This window comes from Staphylococcus sp. HMSC069D12, assembly GCF_001810405.1.
In the GTDB taxonomy this organism is placed as follows: domain Bacteria; phylum Bacillota; class Bacilli; order Staphylococcales; family Staphylococcaceae; genus Staphylococcus; species Staphylococcus haemolyticus.
Window position 1 is genome coordinate 26,954 of the sequence record NZ_KV801102.1, and the last position, 16,540, is coordinate 43,493.

Consider the following 16,540-nt stretch of genomic DNA (forward strand, 5'->3'; position numbering starts at 1 on the left):
TGGTACATACTAGACGGGAGGTTTTTTATGATACCAAAGCAAGCTTATAAACAATTGGTATTAAGCATGCTGGCATTAATGATTGCAATGTCAATTAGCCGTTTTGCATATACGCCAATTTTGCCATTTATGCAACAAGATACTTCGATGAATAACCAAAATGCAGGCCTGTTAGCGACATTCAATTATTTAGGTTATCTAATCGGTGCTATCATACCTATGTTTATTACGATAAAATCTAAAGTCTTTGATTTAAAGTTATATGTCATGATTAATGTGATTTCTGTTATTTTTATGGGACTTTCAGAGCATTTTCTAATCTGGTCAGTACTGCGAATAATTGCCGGGATAACGAGTGGTACGATCTTTGTTTTAGCATCTAATGTGGCGTTAGAAGCATTAAGAATGGCTAATAAACAAAGTATTTCGGGAATTTTATATAGTGCAGTAGGAATAGGAATATTTTCTAGTAGTATTTTTATATTTCTTTATACGCAAGCTCAGACTTGGAAAGCAACATGGATTATATTAGGTGTTGTGTCTTTAATGGCAGGTATCACTATACTAACCAGTATGAAAAACAACCCTTCAATCTCTATACATACGACGTCATCAAATCAGAATCCAGGGAAGGCATTAAATCGTACATTTATTATTCCATTCTCTATTGCCTATTTTTTTGAGGGAGCGGGCTATATAGTTACAGGTACATTTTTAGTCGCACTTATTAAGACTATACCTGCATACGCAGATTACGCTGCATTAAGTTGGATGTTTGTAGGTCTAGGTGCAATGCCGGCCACACTAATTTGGTCATTATTTGCTGAAAAGTTTGGGTACAAAAAGGCGATATATAGTGCATTAATATTACAAATTATTAGTGTAGGCTTGCCTATCTTTTCACATCATATGCTAGGCTTAATCATTACGTCGATGCTATTTGGTGCAACCTTCTTAGGTTTAACAACATTATTTATGTCGAAAAGCCAAGAACTTATGTATTATACAAATCAAAAGTTAAATCTTGTATCTTTATTAACAGTCATTTATAGTGTCGGACAAATGATAGCGCCAATGATTGCGGGATTACTCATCGGAGATTCAAATAATTATCAGTTGGCGTTAACCTTCGCAATGATATTACTTATACTAGGTTTCATATTTAGTGTAATAAGCTATAGATTTAATGCATATAAATAAAAATATCTTGAAATACATGGTTTAATTAAGAATTTTTAAAATCGTAAGCAATATAGAAGTTTGGAAGTAATAAAAACAGGGCATATTTTACTAATTAAACCTTTCATGAAAAATGAAATGACATGAGGTTTTTAATTTATAGGGGGATTGTCACATGAATATTTATAAATTACGTTATCAACATTATAAAGATATTGTTGATGATAATATCTTAACAGTATTTGTATTGGCTAAAAATGAAGAAGAAGTTGAACAATTTGCGAAAAAAGTAAGTTATGCAGTTGAAAGTATTACACAAATCTCTCAAGAAGAATATGAAAAAGAAAAAGCTAAAGATGAACATTTCGGTCTTGAGCATGCTGAAAATTATTTAGATTAATATGAATTATCGGTCGGGGAGTAGGTCAGAAATAATATTTTCCAATATTTATTTCATTGTACCCCCAGCTTGCCTAGCTTGTAGAATTTCTTTATGAAATTCACTTTGTTGGGGGCTTCGCCCACCAGTCAACTACTGCTAATATATATTTGTAGAGGCTGGAACATTAAGTTCTTGAATAATTATAAAAAGACAATTTCTATTTAAATAATATAGAAATTGTCTTTTTTAAAGTATTTCCATGTAAAAATACAAAGTATTTTGGCGAGACTCTTGAGGGAACAGGACAAGCTGAAGACTACAGGCTGAAGCTGTCCCCTAAGAAAGCGAGCCAACAATACGAAGAATTGTTAATAAAGAAGCCGATAAATAAATTTTTAAAGACTTATTTACTGGCTATTTATCTGGGAAATATATCCTAGCCTCTCTTCTTTTTTTGTAATATGAATAAAAAAGACAATTAAGAACATGAAATTGTACTTGGCGGTGGTGGTTCGCTAGCCATAGGTTGGGAGTTAGGCTATCTGTTAACATTATCTAATCAAGGTATAGATGTTCGTCATGCAGATTTAATGATAGGTACATCGGGTGGCGCGCAAGTTGCTACAGGATTAACATCTGACAAGAGTTTTGATGTCATTTATGATGAGCAAATTGCGCCTAAATCTAATGAAATGCCGCCAGTTAAAGATATGTCAGGTATCTTCGAAAGATATGCTCAAATATAAGAGCATTCGAATTCACCTAAAGAATGGATTGAGAATTATAGTCTCTACGTACTAGAAGATCATAAATATAATGAGAGCGTACATATTACTCGCTTAGAACATAGAATTAAAGGTACTGAATGGCCATCTAATTTAATGATTACTGCTATTAATGCGCGTAAGGCAAAGCGTGTCGCACTAACGTCTGATAGTCAAGTGAACTTGCATAAAGCTATGGCTTCAAGTGGTTCGAGTTACCAGGTGTTTGGCCGGCTACGACGATTGATGGTGACAAACATTTTGATGGTGGATGTCATTCCATGGAGAATGCAGATTTAGCTATAGGTGCTAAGAAAGTACTTATTTTTGCGACGAATTTTCCTATTTCAACTCCATATAAATTAGAAGATGCCATTAAAGAACTCGAAGAAAGTGGCGCTAAAATTAAATTAATTACACCTAGTAAAGCAGTATTTGATAAATTAAATGAACTAAGCGGTAATACAGTAGATCCATCAATACGACCTGACATTTTCAAAGCTAGAGAAACTCAGGCACTTGAAGATGTAGAGATAATTAGAAACTTTTGGAATGAATAAAAGTGATATTATAAACGATGTTCGAATTTGGAATGAACGACGATTAGTATGCTTAAATTAAACAATTTCTTGTGTGGACGTTGTGATTTCCAATGATTTTTATTAGGTTCTTAATTAGTAACAATATTTAGAAGATATTTGGGCAATAGTATTAAATGTAAAAGAGAGGAGCATGAACAATGCATAATCGTTTCAATCATATTCAACCACCCAATCAATTTAAATATAGAGAGGGCCGAACTGTGTTAAAACAACAATATGATTTTAAATGTGACAATCGAATTTATTTTGGTGAAGATATATTTCGAGATTTGCATAATCATTCATATCGCTTGTATGTAGATGTACTTTCACCAATTGGTGATTATGGTCTTGGATTAGATTTTAACGAAGTAGATGCAATTTATAATAAAGTGATTGAACCTAAATTGAATCATCAACTCATTAATGAAACGTTGCCTGATATGAATACGACTGCTGAAAATATTGCAATGTGGATTTGGGACGAATTTGAACAACATCTTCCGGGTGAACATTGTATGTATGCGTTACAGCTATTTGAGACTGACCGCCATGGGGTAAGTCTAAATCGTTCCATTATAAAGCCTTAAGTCACTACTTATAAAAAAGAAGGGTTCTCAATTTTGCCTTTTGAATTAAGCACTATTTATATAAGTAATTAAAATTTAAATATTTTGATTATATATGTATTATTGATACAATTAGTATAGTAGCAAGTCTACAATTTTTTATTTTGGAGGAACATATTTGGGGACCGCACTTAGTCTTATTACTTTTATATTATTATTAGTCCTAACGGCTTTTTTCGTGGCGACAGAGTTCGCTATTGTTAAAGTCAGAGAAACAAGAATTGCACAATTGTCTAATGCAGGTGAGAAGAAAGCGATTGCCGCAAAAAAGGTTGTCGATCATCTTGATGAATACTTAGCTGCCTGTCAATTAGGTATTACCATTACCGCACTAGGTATCGGTATGGTAGGAGAATCTACATTTGAATTTATATTACATCCTTTATTCAGCAGTATTGGTATTCCTGAAGCTTGGATACATCCATTCACAATTGGTGGCGCATTTGTTATCGCGACATTTTTACACGTTGTTGTAGGTGAAATGGCACCTAAGACGATTGCTATCCAAAAGGCAGAATATATTACATTGCTTTTTGCGAAACCGATTATCTTTTTCTATAAAATAATGTATCCATTTATTTGGATATTAAATGGTGCAGCACGTTTGATATTAAAAATGTTCAATATGAAACCTGCTAAAGAAAGTGAAGTCTTCCATTCTGAGGAAGAACTGAAACAATTAATCCACGATAGCCATGAAGGTGGCGAAATTAATGATAGTGAGTTACATCATATTAACCAAGCATTTAAGTTTGATAATTTAGTCGCAAAAGATATTATGATTGATGAAAAACATGCTAAAACGCTAAACTTAAATACGAGTTTTGATGATGCGATTCAACAAATTAAAATAGATGCGTTTACAAGATATCCAGCTGTTAAAGATGATCAAATTGTTGGTTTCATACATTCCAAATCATTGTTCAACGTGGAACAACCATCTAAACTAGAGACGTTCGTTAATCCAATTATTAACGTTAAAATGAATACACCATTGAAACACATATTAGAAATGATGAAAAAGAGAAAAGTGCATATCGCAGCAGTTTATAATGACGCTAATTTCAAGGGAATCATTACTTTAGAAAATATTCTTGAAGAAATCGTTGGCGATATCGAAGATGAATATAATTAATGTGAATTTAGTCTTATATAATTAATATTATTATTATGACCCTATTATTGAGATTTTAAAAATCTTGATGATTGGGTCTTTTTTAAAACCAAAATTAATTAAATTCAAAAACAGTGACTTATAAATTAACTTGTAACTATAACGGTTACATGAGGTGAGAAGATTGAAAATTAGTAGTCGTTTCACTGTGGCTGTGCATATTCTAGCACTAGTCAAAGTTGAACAGTCGCAACCATTAACGTCCTCTTGGATTGCTAGTAGTGTGAACACTAATGCTGTAGTAATTAGAAGATTAGTAGGTAAATTAAAGCAAGCGAATTTAATCGAAACACAGCAAGGGAGTGGTGGCATTCAACTGCGAAAACCTTTAACAGACATTACATTACTTGATGTGTATCAAGCGGTGGAAGTCGTTGACGAAGGCGAATTATTCCAAATGCATGAAGACACGAATATAAATTGTGTTGTAGGTGCTAATATCCAGAGTGTGCTTGAAATCATTCTCTTACGTGCACAAGATGCGATGGAAGGTGCCTTGGCTAATGTCACAATGGATGATATTGTTACAGGCATCTTGCAACGAAACGGATAAGTCGTCATCCGTTATATCTTACATGTAACTGTTATGGTTACAAGCACAAGTGCGATAATGAAGCTGTCTCACAACGACCTAATTGACTGACATCACCATAAATATAAAAATGTGGAGGAATAAATCATGAAAATTGGTATTATCGGAGCAACAGGTAAAGTTGGAAATAAAGTATTAACAGAAGCACAAGCACGTGGTCATGAAGTCACTGCAATTGTTAGAAATGCGAGCAAACTAAATGATCAAGATGTGAAAGTGATTGAAAAAGATATTTTCAGTTTAACAGTAGATGACATCAAAGATCTTGATGTTGTTGTAAATGCATTTGGTGCGCCATTAGGTGAGGAAGAAGCCCATGTAGAAGCGGGACGCGCTTTAATTAAATTGCTTAAAGAAGTAGATACAAGAGTGATTGTAGTAGGTGGTGCAGGTAGCTTATTCGTAGATGAGGCACATACAACACGTGTACTTGAAACACCAGATTTCCCAGATATGTTTAAACCAACTGCTAAAGGTCAAGGACGTAATCTCCAAGATCTTCAAGATAGCGAGGGCATTACTTGGACATTTGTTAGTCCATCAGCAGAGTTCGATGCAGAAGGTAAACGTACAGGTTCTTATACATTAGGTAAAGATGAATTGCTTGTAAATAGTCAAGGTAATAGCTACATTAGCTATGCGGATTACGCTATTGCAATTGTAGACGAAGCTGAAAATGCAGCTCACATTAACGAGCGATTCACAGTCGTTGGCGAATAAGTATAATATATTGAACGATTAATTTTAAAGCTAAATGATTATTGTCTGAGAATAAGCAAACGAAGGACGTGGAACAGAATTCTTTATGAATTCATTGTCCCACGTCTTTTGTCTTTTCTATGTCTAATAAAGTAGTTGTTAATTCATATCTTGTTTCATTCCGGATTTCGCCATTTGGATAAATGTCTTAGCTGCTCTAGATAGTGGTTTTTTATCATTTTCTTTGTATGCTAATACGACTCGATTGTAATAGTGGTGTGGGTTCAATTGGACAAACGTGCCATTAAAACGATGAGACGTCATATCTTTAACACTCTTAGGGACAAATGTGATTGCGGTACCTTCATTGACGAGACGAAGCGCATTCTTGACACTAACCGTTTCCATCATCACTTCAGGTACAACATTATAATCATTTAAGATTTGATTAGATAATTGGCGTAATGTCATTTCAGGCTTGAGCAAGATAAATTTCTCATTATCTAACAAATGAAATGGAAATTCACCATCATCAGCGTGTGCTTTAGCTTGTTCGATAAGCTGATGTCCTGGAGGTAACGCTAAATATACATTTTCTGTGTATAAAATATCATAAGATAAATCTTCGGTATATAACGGTAATATCGTCACACCTATATCCACTTTTTGATCGGAAATAATTTGTTCAATTCGATGTGTCACTTCTTCTACTAATTCAATCTCCACGCCCGGGTAATGTTCTATAAACTTTGGCAAGATACTATAAAGCGTATGTGTAGCTAAAATAGGATTAACACCTATACGGATACGCCCTTTTTCAAATTAGAAATTGTCTGCAATTCATCACGCATTCGAGTATCAATATCCTCAATTTCATGTAAATAATCTAGAAATCGCTCAGCTGAATACGTAAGTTCTAGCGGGTTGCTGTCCCGGTTAATTAATGTCACACCTAAGTCATTCTCAACGTCTTTAATATAACGGCTTAAATAGGGTTGAGAAATATAAAGGTGTTTGGCTGCGTGTGAAATACTGCCGTAACGTTGAATGGCTTCTAAATATTGAATTTTATTTTTATAGGTCATATCGATATCCTCCTTTTTAATGATATTGCTGACCAAGTTCAATTGAATTTAACAGCCGTGACACAATATAACCAATTTGTAGAACTTTCTTATGATGTTCAATATGAATAATATTTAAATAGTTTAATTCATTGTAATTTTTTATATAAGTATTGCTATACTTGTTAATAATACACATAAAGGAGGGGATTAAATGTTTCTTGCATGGAACGAAATTAAACGCAACAAGCTTAAATTCGGATTAATTATAGGCATTCTAGTATTAATTAGTTACTTACTCTTTTTACTATCCGGGTTAGCAAGTGGTTTAATTAATATGAACACTGAAGGCATCAAGAAATGGAAAGCAGATGCGATTGTTTTAAATAAAGATGCCAACCAAACGGTTCAACAATCTGTCTTTAAATCGTCTGACGTTGAAGGCAAATTTAAAGAAGAGGCACCGTTAAAACAAATTGGCGTTATTGCATCTAACGGAGATAGTGAAGAGAATGCATTACTCTTTGGCGTAACATCAAACTCATTCTTGATTCCAATGATTGAGGAAGGCAAAAAATTTAATAAAGATAATGATGTCGTGATCGATCAATCATTGAAAGACAAGGGATTTAAGGTTGGTGACACCATCACGCTATCTCAATCTGATGAGAAACTACATATCGTTGGCGTATCAGAAAGTGCTAAATATAATGCTTCTCCTGTTATTTTCGCAAATGACAAAACGATTGAAAAAATTAACCCAGCATTATCATCAGATAAAACCAATGCTGTAGTTGTAAAAGACAGTAATTGGAAAGATAAAAATGTTGATAAAGATTTAGAAGTTATAGGAATAGATGACTTTGTAGAGAACCTACCAGGCTACAAACCACAAAACTTAACAATGAACTTTATGATTACATTCTTATTTGTTATTTCTGCCACAGTCATTGGCGTATTCTTATATGTCATCACGTTGCAGAAAAAGAATTTATTCGGAGTACTAAAAGCTCAAGGATTTACGAATGGGTTCTTAATGAAGATGGTGTTAGCACAAACCTTTATATTAGCCTTAATCGGTACTTTGATTGGCTTAATACTGACATTACTGACAAGTTTAGTCTTACCTGAAGCGGTACCTGTCCAATTTAATATCGGTACACTCATTATCTTTGGTATCGTTTTAATACTAACATCTCTTGTTGGTAGCTTATTCTCAGTATTATCCATTAGAAAAATAGACCCACTCAAGGCGATCGGGTAAGGAGGTACCACCATGTTAAAATTTGATGAAGTGACTAAAGAATTCCAAGATGGTAATCATACAATTGAAGCAGTTAAACCGACATCCTTATCTTTTGAAAAAGGTGAACTTATAGCTATTGTTGGCCCTTCCGGTTCCGGTAAGAGTACGTTCTTAACAATGGCTGGTGCGTTACAAACACCAACATCCGGTGAAATATATATTAATGATAAGAAAATCTCAAAAATGAGTCAGAAGCAATTAGCTAAAATGAGAATGAAAGAAATTGGCTTTATATTACAAGCGACGAACTTAGTCCCATTCTTAACAGTAAAACAACAATTCCATTTATTGAAGAGTTATAAAAAAGATGTGTTAAGTACTGAAGAATATGATAAATTGTTGAACGATTTAGGCTTAAAAGAAATTGAGAACAAATTACCCTCTGAAGTGTCAGGAGGACAAAAACAACGTGTCGCGATTGCTAAGGCAATTTATACACAACCTTCTATTATTTTAGCTGATGAGCCAACTGCATCGCTCGATACTGAAAATACGATGGCAGTTATGGAAATCTTAAAAGAACAATCTAAACAACGTCATAAAACGTGTATTATCGTTACACATGATGAACGATTAACCAAGTTCTGTGATAAAGTCTTCCATATGGAAGATGGACGTTTAAAAGAAAAATAATTAAAATAAAACTCCCTCCAAGTAAGCTTTGAAAATCATGGCTACTTTGAGGGAGTTAATTATATGACTTGATATTACTAGATAAAGTTAATTAACATCTATTTATCTTTTAATTCTTTTTCTAAATCTTTTTCATCTTCCATGGCGATTGTCGCTTTTTCAGATTCTTTTCGATACTTTTGATACATGATGACAAGTACGATTGCCCAAACTGGTGCGAATAGTACTGCAAAACGTGTCGTACTATTAATAAGTAAAACGATAAAGATAAATGCAAAGAAGGCAAGAATGGCATATGCCATGTATTTGCCACCAGGCATTTTAAATTTACTATCTTTGTGTAATTCAGGGTTTCTCTTCACGAAACCTAGATACGCAATCATAATACATGTCCAAATCATAATATTGAGTACTGTTGAGAACGTTGTGATTTGAACGAATACCTTCGTAGCATCTTTAAATACTGCATTTAAAATAATCGCAATACTTAATAAACCACAAGTAAGTAAGATAGCGTAATATGGAACACCATGTTTATTCGTCTTATGTAAGAATGGTGGACCTTGCTTTCTTCCAGCTAAACCGAATAGTGTACGACTGTTAGCAAAGATACCACTATTACATGAAGATGCAGCCGCTGTTAAAACTACAAAGTTAATGATTCCCGCTGCGAATGGAATACCAACCAAACCAAATAATTTTACATATGGACTTTCCGCAGGATCTAATTGATTCCAAGGTACAACTGACATAATAACAGCTAATGAACCAACGTAGAATATTAATATACGGAAAGGTACATTGTTAATTGCTTGAGGAATCGTTTTATATGGATTTTTAGTTTCCCCTGCAGTGATACCGATTAACTCAATACCAATAAATGAGAAGATTGCCATTTGGAATGCCATTAAGAATCCAGATATGCCATTAGGGAAGAATCCACCATGACTCCAAATATTCGCTACACTTGCTGTACCATAATCAGTCTTCATTGCAAAGATGACCATAACAATACCTACAACAATTAATGCGATAATCGTAATAACTTTAATTAGTGATAACCAGAATTCAAGTTCACCAAATAATTTGGCGCTAAATAAGTTCATACCTACAAGTACAAGAATTGTAAATGCAACTGTTAACCAGTTAGGTATTGCTGGATACCAAAATTCAACGTATTTAGCAACGGCTGTTACTTCAGCCATACCTGAAATAATCCAAGTTAGCCAGTATGTCCAACCGACCATAAAGCCTGCCATTGGACCAATATGATGATGGGCAATATCACCAAATGATTTAAATCCTAGATTAGACAATAAGATTTCTCCCATTGCTCGCATAAACATAAATAATACGAAACCAACGATAATATAAGTAAGTAAAATCGATGGACCTGCTAAGTGAATGGATTCACCTGCACCTAGGAATAATCCGGTACCAATCGCACCACCAATTGCAATAAGTTGTATATGCCTATTGCTTAATTCCCTTTGCAGTTTATCTGCCATAATGTTCGTCCCCTTCATGAGTATATATGTGACTTAAAATTATGACTGACTACGAATACTCTGTATGATTAGTTAATTAATTGTATTAAATTATGTAATTAATTTTTTTGTTAAAATTAATGATACCCTATTTATTAATTTTTAATCAATGAATTATACAAATTTTCGTATTAATAGTAAGTGTAAATAAGAGAGGTGTATGATATCATCATGCGTGAAATAGACATTTCTTTGGCTATAATACCTATAATTAAGACTGCCTACTGTCTAAAATATAAAGTTTTTTAAAACATATAATTGTACATATTTGTAAATTGCATTTAAATTATAACTATAGAAAAAAGATAGAAAGTAGGCTAATCATGCTTAATGATTTTAATGAAATATTAGAAGGTCGTAAATCAGTTAAAGGTTTCGACCCAGATTATAAAATTCCTCATGAAGAAATGAATGAAATGATTGCAAAAGCAACGAAAGCACCTTCATCAGTGAATATGCAACCTTGGCGTTTTGTTGTGGTTGAAAGTGATGAAGCGAAAGCTAAATTGCGTCCATTAATTCAATTTAATACAAACCAAAATGATACATCATCAGCAATGATTGTCATTTTTGGGGATTTACAATGCTATGAAGAAGGCGAATATATTTATGAACAAGCGGTTGTCAATGGTCACATGCCACAAGAAGTTAAAGAACAAATGTTACCGATTGTTTTAGAAAATTATAAAAATCGCACACGCCAATCAATGAATGACATTGTTAAAGTAGACAGTAGTTTAGCTGCTATGCAATTGATGTTAGTTGCTAAACAACACGGTTATGATACAAATCCAATTGGTGGCTTTGAACATGAAGAAATCGGTAAAGCGTTTGGCTATGATTTAGAACGTTATGTTCCAGTGATGATTGTCGCAATAGGCAAGAAAGCTAAAGAGGCACACACATCATTTAGAATGCCAGTTGATCGTGTAATCGATTATAAATAATACTTCAATTTAATAATGAAAAAACGCGTAACTGACTGAAAAGATAAGACGCTTATATCAAGTTTTTTAGTTAAAGTCACTCATGCGGTGGGGCGGAACAGTGTGTTCATTATGAATACTGTTCCGCTTTTTTTAATGAAGAGATGTATAGAGTCAGTGCTAATCATATTTATGATGAAGAAAAAGGGTATAGCTTAAGACATCAAATTGCGAAAAGGGTGATTCATTTATGGATAATAAATAATTAGAGACATTAACACGTATTCAGAAAGGATTATATGAAACAACAAAGGCAGTCTTGCCATTTGATAAACGCTACCGTATTAAGTCATTTGTGCTAGAACGACCAGAAGGCAATATAGTCATTTATCATTCACCAGGTTTAAATGAAGCAGTGACAGATATCCAATTATTAGGCGGTGCTTCATGAGTTTTAATGAATCATGAGCATGAATCCGTAGGCGGAACACCTAGTATAGATATACCATTTTGGATTCATTGTGATGATGTAGCAGCAATCAATCGAACGGTACCGATTGATGGACAGTTTGAACAACGTAAGCCGATTGCAGATGATTTAGAAGTCATTTCTACTCCAGGACATACGCCAGGTACGACGATGTTTCTATTGGATAACGGTGAACATCGTTTCCTTTTTACAGGCGACTTTTTATGTGTAGATGATGGGAAATGGTGTACTGTTATTCTCAATTCAAGTGACCGACAAACATCCATTAAAAGCCTGGAATTGATTCAAGACCTAGATTTCGATGCTATTGTACCTTGGGTTGCGATTGAAGGGGAAGGTGCTGTCTTTTTTGTTGAAAATGAGGAAGATAAACGTAATAGACTACAAAAAATTATAGATCGCGTCCGTCGTGGTGAACATACGTAACTCGCATATTAAAACATTGTTATTAGAGGTGATGGTGTATGAATATAAATCGAGGAATCAATCATATCGGACTCACAGTACCGGATATTGAAGCGGCGACAGCCTTTTTCAAAGAAGGGATCAACGGCAAGATTGCTTATGATAGTCAACGAAAGACGGATGAACCTCGTGGTGGGGAAATAGTTGAACACATTCTTGGTTTAGAAGAAGGGGCATCCATTATTCATAAACTTATGATGGTCTTTGGTAATGGACCGAATATTGAAATGTTTGAATTTAAAGATGCACATCAAGGTCAAGCGCAAACGTTACAAGACATTGGTTATACGCATATCTCTTTTTATATCGAGGCAGAACACTTTGATGAGGCAGTTAAACAGTTGACGCAAGCTAGAGGTCAACCTATTTCAGAGCCGCATGTGAATACGAAATATGAAGACACTGAAGGTAATCAAACTGTTTATGTAAAAAGTCCGTGGGGAAGTTTAATTGAATTACAAACGGTACCTAATGGATTTTACTATCCATATGATAGTGAGGCAGAAGTTTTTGTGCCGAAAAAGGTCGACAATTAAAGTAGTTTAAACATATCATTATTCATTAATATGACACATTTGTCATATTAAAAAAATTAAGTATTTTCTCCTTTTAAATTAATGTATAATGCCTTTAACAAGCCTTCCAAGTAGCTTGTTAAGCTAGATATTATAAGGGGTTTAGGGTTATTAGATGTATGCAATTTTGAATGTCTATGCTTAAAAAGGGTATAAAATTAAAGACATAAAATTTTGTTGATGTCAACAACAATTTAAGGGAGTAATTTTCATGATTGATATTCAAATTCAAAAATCAGAATTAATCGATGTAATTGAAAGTATTGTAAAAGAAAAAGTGTATGTTGAAAGTGACGAAGCATGTGAATTTTTAGCGACTGGGATTGTAAATGGTTTGGAAGAGCTTAATAGTGATGAAACACAAGCGAATAACTTGTTAGGACTTAATAGTGAGTTGCAGCACGAAGTCGATGAATCAAATGACGCAATTAAAGTGACCTTATCTGCTGCAGACAGTGCCTCCAGTAGCTCGCAATTTGTTAATAAAGGCGCGGAATAAACATTAGTGATTATTAAAAATGTTAGTGTAAGAACTTTTGATTTCAACAGCAATATACGAATGAAAATAAGCACCACCTATTATGAAAAGCGAATGTTTTTTAATAGGTGGTGCTTATCATGTTATGACGCATTTATGAGAATAATACTTTTAAGATGTTAAATAGAGAACCTATTAATTGAAGAAAAGTACCAGACATAACGAGACCTCCTCTTGATTAAACTTGAAATGTATTAAGCGGTGCGTGTTAAATTCTCACTTTGAACTAAATCATCTGCTAAGTCATGCCAAAATTGTTGTAATTCAGCTCTAGTGCGTTTTGTGTCAGTACTATCTTGGCCGACAAAATCTACATGATCCCAATCATGTTTTGTTGGTGTTACTTGCCAAATACCTTTTTGATTTGTATCCGTTGCTTGTGTATAAGCTTGATTAAATGGATGTTGTGATGAAATAACAGACACTAAGCCATCATTTTCTCGCCATTCTTTTTCAGCTGCTTTACCAATTACATTAGCAGTAAGGGTAAATGGGAAGAATAAATTCAAATCAGATTTTTGACGTCCGAACAACGATGCATGTGTTGATTCTCCTGTGTAAGTTTTATACACAATGTTAGGGTTTAATGATGTTTGACGATTAAGATTTGTCGCACCTTCACGTGTTAAATCATAAAAGCCATTGTCTTTGGTTTGCCATAATTTTGAATCTTTAACACGTTTGACATAGTCAACGTAAGACTCGTTAGGCTGTTGTTTTAGACCCCATTGAGACAGACCGAAGTCTACACGTGAATCTTTATTGCCAAGTACTTTTCCTACGTCAAAGACAACTTGACGAATAAGCGCTTCGTTACCTAATAAATCTGACGCATGTGTGCCGTTATGTGGCGTTCCAAGTGTCGTAATTGATGAAATCATATTATCGTTTTGACCTTGATATAAAGGTGAAATATCGCCACCATGTACACGTTGATATTCTTGTTCTTCTGGATTACCATTTCTTAATAATGATTCTAATTGACGAATCGTTTGACCGCCCATACTATGTCCTACAAGATGTACTTTTTGGCCTGGTTGCCAATCTTTATATACGCCTTCATATGTTTTACCGTAACGTTCATGACCATATTTGGCAGCGTGTGCAGCACCATAATCCACAGTTCCACCTTTAATATAGTAATAAAGTTCGACAGCACGATCGTAGTTACTACCAAACGCACTAATGCTCGCTTCATAAGATTCATAGCCGTTCTCTTCTAAATCCTGGCGTATATTTAATTTATCGCCCCCCCAATAGTGCGCTAGTACGGATGGGTTTATGTCATCAGTAAAACCATTAAATCCGTGAACTAAAATAATAGGGTCGTGATTTTTATACTGAGCTTGTTTCGCAACTTTATTGGTTTGATCTTTCGTTCCAGTTGCAGCTTGTGATTTAGATTGAGTGTTTGTCGTTGCGACTGCGTTATTTTTAAGTGTATTTAACCCAGATTGTGCATCTTTATTTTGTTTAGAAGACTTATCACCATCTAAAGTAGGGTTAGTTTGCCCATCAATTGAAATATTATTATTATCGCTATTTTGTGTATTAAGACGATTCGTTACTTCAGAGGTTGTCGCTTCCTTCTTAGTTAACGTTTGTTGCTGAGATTGTGTTGCGGTTTTAAGTGCGTCACCTTGATTGTCGTCATTATCCTTTGGTTGTGATTGTGCTTGTTGATTGTCGATTTTTGGTTTATCTGACGTATTTGATTCTATTGACTGTTGTTGTTCAGTTGATTTAATTGTGTTTGGATTAGTTTCATTTGAAGAAGTATTTGCATCTTCAGATTTAACAACATTTGAATGTAGTTGATTTAATGCTTCTTTTTTATTATCAGACGTTTCATCAGTTTGTGATTGCGTATGTGCAATTGTTTTCTTAATTGTGTCGTCTGCTTTAGAAGCTGTATCAGTTGATTGCGTTGACGGTTCTTCCTGTTTAGATGATTCAGATTGTTGCTTTGTTATGCCGTCGTTAGTAGTTGGTTTAGAAGTTTGTGTATCAGTTGAAAGTGATTGTTTAGAAGTTTGTTTAGCTTCAGTTTGTTGGTTATCGCTAATTGAAGCTGGCTTCTCAGATTTTACAGTGGTACTTTGATGCGTCTCATCTGAAGTTGTAATAGTTTCATTCGTTGTAGATGCATCGTCAGTTTGATTATGTTCATTATGTAAGCTAGTTTGTGAATTATTTGTATTATTTTCAGTTTGAGACGCTTGCGACTTATCTTGTTCAGTTGATTGAACTTGTCCCTTTTGAGTCGCGTATGTGTCTTTATCCCCAATAGATTGTGCTGACGCCGTTTCAGGAGTTCCCACTTCCTGTTGTTTCTCGGCTGCCTGTGCTGAGCCACCTCCCATGAATAGCAACGTTGCTACTACAACTGATGACGCGCCTACGCTCAATTTACGAATACTAAATCTGTTCTCTCTTGTTTTCATAAACAGCACCTCTATTGTATTTAATTTTTGAAAATGAAAATCTATGAATCCATATTAGATAAATAAATTAATGATCGCTCGTGGCAAGAATTCAAACAATTTGCTAAAGATCGCTTTAATAGCTTCCATAATGACCTCCCTTTCATTTTAAAAGAGAAAGCGTTTACAAAATGAGGTAAAAAAATATGTATTGCGAGGATACCTTAAGTGAAAAAACGTATCTCTTTCAAAGTAATTTAAACAAATAGTAACCTTGCTCACTAACAATTGTCAATGACTTAGTAGGAATCGTTTTTATATGGCAACGAGTTGGAACGATCTTTAAATCATAAAAAAGACTGAAACGATAATCGTTTCAGTCGTAAAATAGCGGAGAGGGAAGGATTTGAACCAACGCGAGCAAAAAGCTCCTACCAATCATAAATGATTGGCCTCTTTAGCCAGGCTTGAGTACCCCTCCATAAATATATTTTACATTTTACCTCTATCACTTTATTTTGTAAACAAAAAATACTTTGCTTTTGTTATTAAATTAAAAAAATAAGTCTAAAG

General features: G+C 34.1%; 19 protein-coding genes and 1 tRNA gene. 15 read left to right on the plus strand and 5 right to left on the minus strand.

Translation table 11 applies throughout. The features are described from left to right. Positions 1–27: 27 nt before the first annotated feature. From HMPREF2737_RS04070 to HMPREF2737_RS04100, 8 genes are all read left to right on the plus strand, one after another. Complete coding sequence (locus tag HMPREF2737_RS04070) at positions 28–1,200, plus strand: YbfB/YjiJ family MFS transporter (protein WP_037550900.1); 1,173 nt, start codon at positions 28–30, stop codon at positions 1,198–1,200. 154 nt (positions 1,201–1,354) lie between these two features. Continuing rightward, positions 1,355–1,579: a hypothetical protein gene (locus HMPREF2737_RS04075; RefSeq protein WP_011274482.1), complete on the plus strand. Its 225-nt coding sequence runs from the start codon at positions 1,355–1,357 to the stop codon at positions 1,577–1,579. Between the two features lie 524 nt (positions 1,580–2,103). Beyond that, positions 2,104–2,307: a patatin-like phospholipase family protein gene (locus tag HMPREF2737_RS11785; RefSeq protein WP_229664812.1), complete on the plus strand. Its 204-nt coding sequence runs from the start codon at positions 2,104–2,106 to the stop codon at positions 2,305–2,307. A 299-nt stretch (positions 2,308–2,606) separates the two neighbouring features. After that, positions 2,607–2,885 carry a hypothetical protein gene (locus HMPREF2737_RS11790; RefSeq protein ID WP_229664808.1) on the plus strand — a complete coding sequence of 93 codons (279 nt, stop codon included), beginning with the start codon at positions 2,607–2,609 and terminating at the stop codon, positions 2,883–2,885. 179 nt (positions 2,886–3,064) lie between these two features. Beyond that, positions 3,065–3,496 (plus strand): 6-pyruvoyl trahydropterin synthase family protein, encoded by a 432-nt coding sequence (locus HMPREF2737_RS04085; RefSeq protein ID WP_037550898.1) that lies wholly within the window; start codon positions 3,065–3,067, stop codon positions 3,494–3,496. Positions 3,497–3,653: 157 nt separating this feature from the next. Beyond that, positions 3,654–4,670: a hemolysin family protein gene (locus HMPREF2737_RS04090; protein ID WP_037550896.1), complete on the plus strand. Its 1,017-nt coding sequence runs from the start codon at positions 3,654–3,656 to the stop codon at positions 4,668–4,670. Positions 4,671–4,833: 163 nt separating this feature from the next. Then, positions 4,834–5,262 carry an Rrf2 family transcriptional regulator gene (locus tag HMPREF2737_RS04095; RefSeq protein ID WP_037550894.1) on the plus strand — a complete coding sequence of 143 codons (429 nt, stop codon included), beginning with the start codon at positions 4,834–4,836 and terminating at the stop codon, positions 5,260–5,262. Between the two features lie 126 nt (positions 5,263–5,388). Then, positions 5,389–6,021 (plus strand): NAD(P)-dependent oxidoreductase, encoded by a 633-nt coding sequence (locus tag HMPREF2737_RS04100; protein WP_037550892.1) that lies wholly within the window; start codon positions 5,389–5,391, stop codon positions 6,019–6,021. 138 nt (positions 6,022–6,159) lie between these two features. Here the strand turns inward: HMPREF2737_RS04100 and HMPREF2737_RS11795 are convergent, their stop codons facing one another. Both HMPREF2737_RS11795 and HMPREF2737_RS11800 read right to left on the minus strand, forming a co-directional pair. Next, entirely contained in the window at positions 6,160–6,807 is a 648-nt protein-coding gene (locus tag HMPREF2737_RS11795; RefSeq protein WP_369682650.1) for a LysR family transcriptional regulator substrate-binding protein, read from the minus strand. Beyond that, positions 6,798–7,085 (minus strand): LysR family transcriptional regulator, encoded by a 288-nt coding sequence (locus HMPREF2737_RS11800; RefSeq protein ID WP_208102765.1) that lies wholly within the window; start codon positions 7,083–7,085, stop codon positions 6,798–6,800. Before HMPREF2737_RS11800 ends, HMPREF2737_RS11795 begins: the two co-directional genes overlap by 10 nt. A 193-nt stretch (positions 7,086–7,278) precedes the next feature. Here HMPREF2737_RS11800 and HMPREF2737_RS04110 point away from each other — a divergent pair, with 193 nt between their 5' ends. Together HMPREF2737_RS04110 and HMPREF2737_RS04115 are read left to right on the plus strand one after the other, a co-directional pair. Then, positions 7,279–8,328 (plus strand): ABC transporter permease, encoded by a 1,050-nt coding sequence (locus tag HMPREF2737_RS04110; protein ID WP_037550890.1) that lies wholly within the window; start codon positions 7,279–7,281, stop codon positions 8,326–8,328. Between the two features lie 12 nt (positions 8,329–8,340). Beyond that, positions 8,341–9,003 carry an ABC transporter ATP-binding protein gene (locus HMPREF2737_RS04115; protein WP_037550888.1) on the plus strand — a complete coding sequence of 221 codons (663 nt, stop codon included), beginning with the start codon at positions 8,341–8,343 and terminating at the stop codon, positions 9,001–9,003. A 98-nt stretch (positions 9,004–9,101) separates the two neighbouring features. Here the strand turns inward: HMPREF2737_RS04115 and HMPREF2737_RS04120 are convergent, their stop codons facing one another. Continuing rightward, positions 9,102–10,511, minus strand: coding sequence for an amino acid permease (locus tag HMPREF2737_RS04120; protein ID WP_037550886.1), 1,410 nt, complete (start codon positions 10,509–10,511; stop codon positions 9,102–9,104). Positions 10,512–10,873: 362 nt separating this feature from the next. Here HMPREF2737_RS04120 and HMPREF2737_RS04125 point away from each other — a divergent pair, with 362 nt between their 5' ends. The 5 genes from HMPREF2737_RS04125 to HMPREF2737_RS04140 all read left to right on the plus strand — a co-directional run bounded on the left by HMPREF2737_RS04125 (position 10,874) and on the right by HMPREF2737_RS04140 (position 13,505). Next, positions 10,874–11,497 (plus strand): nitroreductase family protein, encoded by a 624-nt coding sequence (locus tag HMPREF2737_RS04125; protein WP_037550884.1) that lies wholly within the window; start codon positions 10,874–10,876, stop codon positions 11,495–11,497. 298 nt (positions 11,498–11,795) lie between these two features. Then, positions 11,796–11,927, plus strand: a complete 132-nt coding sequence (locus HMPREF2737_RS11965; protein ID WP_324293421.1) for a hypothetical protein — start codon at positions 11,796–11,798, stop codon at positions 11,925–11,927. A 6-nt stretch (positions 11,928–11,933) separates the two neighbouring features. Next, complete coding sequence (locus tag HMPREF2737_RS04130; protein ID WP_324293420.1) at positions 11,934–12,392, plus strand: MBL fold metallo-hydrolase; 459 nt, start codon at positions 11,934–11,936, stop codon at positions 12,390–12,392. Positions 12,393–12,430: 38 nt separating this feature from the next. Continuing rightward, on the plus strand, positions 12,431–12,967 hold the full coding sequence (locus HMPREF2737_RS04135) for a VOC family protein (RefSeq protein ID WP_037550882.1): 537 nt from the start codon (positions 12,431–12,433) through the stop codon (positions 12,965–12,967). Between the two features lie 250 nt (positions 12,968–13,217). After that, positions 13,218–13,505, plus strand: a complete 288-nt coding sequence (locus HMPREF2737_RS04140) for a hypothetical protein (protein ID WP_037550880.1) — start codon at positions 13,218–13,220, stop codon at positions 13,503–13,505. 233 nt (positions 13,506–13,738) lie between these two features. Here the strand turns inward: HMPREF2737_RS04140 and lip are convergent, their stop codons facing one another. Both lip and HMPREF2737_RS04150 read right to left on the minus strand, forming a co-directional pair. Beyond that, the gene (lip, locus tag HMPREF2737_RS04145) at positions 13,739–15,988 is read right to left on the minus strand and encodes a YSIRK-targeted triacylglycerol lipase (protein WP_070650045.1); all 2,250 of its coding nucleotides are present in this window, start codon (positions 15,986–15,988) and stop codon (positions 13,739–13,741) included. Positions 15,989–16,358: 370 nt separating this feature from the next. Next, a tRNA-Ile gene (locus HMPREF2737_RS04150) sits at positions 16,359–16,448 on the minus strand. Positions 16,449–16,540 lie beyond the last annotated feature (92 nt).